The organism is Acinetobacter sp. AG1, assembly GCF_001005525.1.
GTDB classification, from domain to species: Bacteria; Pseudomonadota; Gammaproteobacteria; order Pseudomonadales; family Moraxellaceae; genus Acinetobacter; species Acinetobacter modestus.
On record NZ_LBMZ01000028.1, the window covers coordinates 1 to 2646 of the forward strand.

General features: G+C 45.7%; 2 protein-coding genes and 2 pseudogenes. All 4 read right to left on the bottom strand.

Annotation, left to right across the window (positions count from 1 at the left end):
* Nucleotides 1-88: pseudogene (locus AAV96_RS18080) on the bottom strand (3-oxoadipate enol-lactonase); the annotation flags it as partial.
* Nucleotides 89-98: 10 nt separating this feature from the next.
* A pseudogene (pcaF, locus tag AAV96_RS00265) lies at nt 99-1325 on the bottom strand (3-oxoadipyl-CoA thiolase).
* Between the two features lie 5 nt (nt 1326-1330).
* Nucleotides 1331-1990: a 3-oxoacid CoA-transferase subunit B gene (locus AAV96_RS00270; RefSeq protein ID WP_046737860.1), complete on the bottom strand. Its 660-nt coding sequence runs from the start codon at nt 1988-1990 to the stop codon at nt 1331-1333.
* An 11-nt stretch (nt 1991-2001) separates the two neighbouring features.
* On the bottom strand, nt 2002-2646 hold a 645-nt coding region (locus AAV96_RS00275; protein ID WP_081407474.1), incomplete at its 5' end, for a 3-oxoacid CoA-transferase subunit A.

Below are 2646 nucleotides of genomic sequence, written 5' to 3' on the forward strand. Positions count from 1 at the left end.
GGGAATTTGAGAACACTAGAGCAGGGGAATTTGGATCACCAAATGTTTGATAATTAATATTCACATCTTTTGATTGAAAAATTGGCATATCGTATTCATTAATCTTGCTCCAGCCGTTGAATAATGAGAGCGATGCCTTGTCCCACACCGATACACATCGAACACAACGCATATTACCCTTGAATCTGTTCAATATGGTTCAAAGTCGTCGTCACTAATCTCGCACCTGATGCACCGAGTGGATGACCTAAAGCTATCGCACCACCATTTGGATTGATACGAACATCTTCATCCGCTAACCCTAAATCACGCGTTACAGCTAATGCCTGTGCTGCAAAGGCTTCATTCAGCTCAATCACATCCATTTGTTCTAATGTCAGATTGGCTTGTTTCAGTAACTTTTTGATTGCAGGCGCAGGGGCAAAACCCATAATGCGTGGCTCAACACCCACCGTAGTGGCTGCAATAATTTTGGCACGTGGTTTCAGTTGGTATTGAGCAACGGCTTCATCTGAAGCAATCAATAGCGCTGCCGCACCATCGTTAATACCTGAAGCATTCCCCGCAGTAACCGTACCTTCTGCCTTCACAACACCTTTGAGTTTCGTTAATACTTCAATGGTGGTGGATGCACGTGGATGTTCATCGGTATCAATCACAACTGCATCGCCTTTAGGTTGTGGAATGCTGACAGCAACGATTTCGTGTTTAAAAAAGCCTTTGGCTTGCGCTGCTGCTGTACGTTGTTGGCTCACCAAGGCAAACTGGTCTTGATCGATTCGATTAATCTTAAATTGTTCTGCGACGTTCTCTGCAGTCTGTGGCATGGTATCTACACCATACATTTCTTTGAGCTTTGGATTAACAAAACGCCAACCCATAGTCGTGTCTTCAATCTTTTGACTACGACCAAAAGCACTGTCCGACTTACCCATGACATAGGGCGCACGGCTCATGCTTTCAACACCACCCGCAATGATTAGATTTGCTTCGCCTGCTTTAATCGCACGCGCTGCCATCGCAATCGCATCTAGAGATGAACCACAAAGACGGTTCACTGTGGTTGCAGGGACTTGATACGGTAAACCTGCCAATAGTGCGGACATACGAGCGACATTACGATTGTCTTCACCCGCTTGATTGGCACAGCCATAGATCACATCATCCACCTGTTGCCAATCGACCGTTGGATTACGTTGCATTAAGGCTTGAATCGGAACTGCACCAAGATCATCTGCACGTACAGGGGCTAAACCACCTGCATAACGTCCAAAGGGTGTACGAATGGCATCAATGATGTATGCATTTTTTAAAGTCGTGGTCATATCGCTTATCCTTCAGCCTGTGTCACATCAATCAATTGAGCACCCGTCAACGCCTGTAGCTCTTCAAAGCTCAGACCATTCACTTTCTCAATCACTTTTAAACCATCTGTGGTCACATCAATCACACACAGATCGGTATAGATACGATCGACACATTTCAGACCCGTTGCAGGATAAGACAGCGCTTCAACAATCTTCGGTTCGCCTTGTTTGGTGACATGATCGGTCGTGATAAAGACTTTCTTTGCACCTACAGCCAAATCCATTGCTCCACCCACAGCAGGAATCGCATCGGCTGCACCAGTATGCCAATTGGCAAGATCACCGTTGGCTGCGACTTGGAATGCACCCAGTACCGCAATATCCAAATGACCACCACGCATCATGGCAAAGGAATCACCGTGATGGAAAAAACTTCCACCTGTGAGCATGGTCACATACTCTTTGCCTGCATTAATCAGTTCAGGATCTTCTTCACCTTTGGCTGGTGGTGGACCAAATGCCAATAAACCATTTTCAGAGTGCAGAAAGACATCTTTATCTGCAGGTAAATAATTTGAAATCTTGGTGGGTAAGCCAATACCTAAATTGACATAAGCACCATCAGGAATATCTTGTGCAACGCGTTCAGCAATTTGGTCACGACTGAGTTTTTGATAGCTCATTGTTATTCTCCTTATTGCGCAGTGACAGGTGATGTTGCTTCAACAGCAATCACATGCTGAACAAAAATCCCTGGGGTAATAATGTGTTCAGGATCAAGCTGACCGAGTTCAACCACTTCTGAGACTTGAGCGATGGTGACATCTGCAGCCATGGCCATGATCGGTCCAAAGTTACGCGCCGATTTATTGAAAACCAGATTGCCCCAACGATCGCCTTTGTAGGCTTTGATCAAGGCAAAGTCAGCCTTAATTGGATATTCAAGAACATAGTCTTTACCCTCGATATGACGGGTTTCTTTGCCTTCTGCCAATAATGTTCCAAAGCCAGTCGGTGTAAATACAGCACCTAACCCCATACCTGCAGCTTGGATACGGCAAGCGAGATTGCCTTGTGGGACAAGTTCTAATTCAATCTTGCCTGCATGGTAGAGTTCATCGAACACCCATGAATCAGATTGCCGTGGGAAAGAGCAGATGATTTTACGGACGGCACCTGTTTTTAGGAGTTTGGCGAGACCATAGTCACCATTGCCTGCATTGTTATTGACAATGACAAGGTCTTTGATGCCGAGTTCAATCAGACCATCGATGAGTTCTGCGGGTTGTCCTGCGGTTCCGAAGCCACCAATCATGATGGTGGAACCATCCCTGATTTG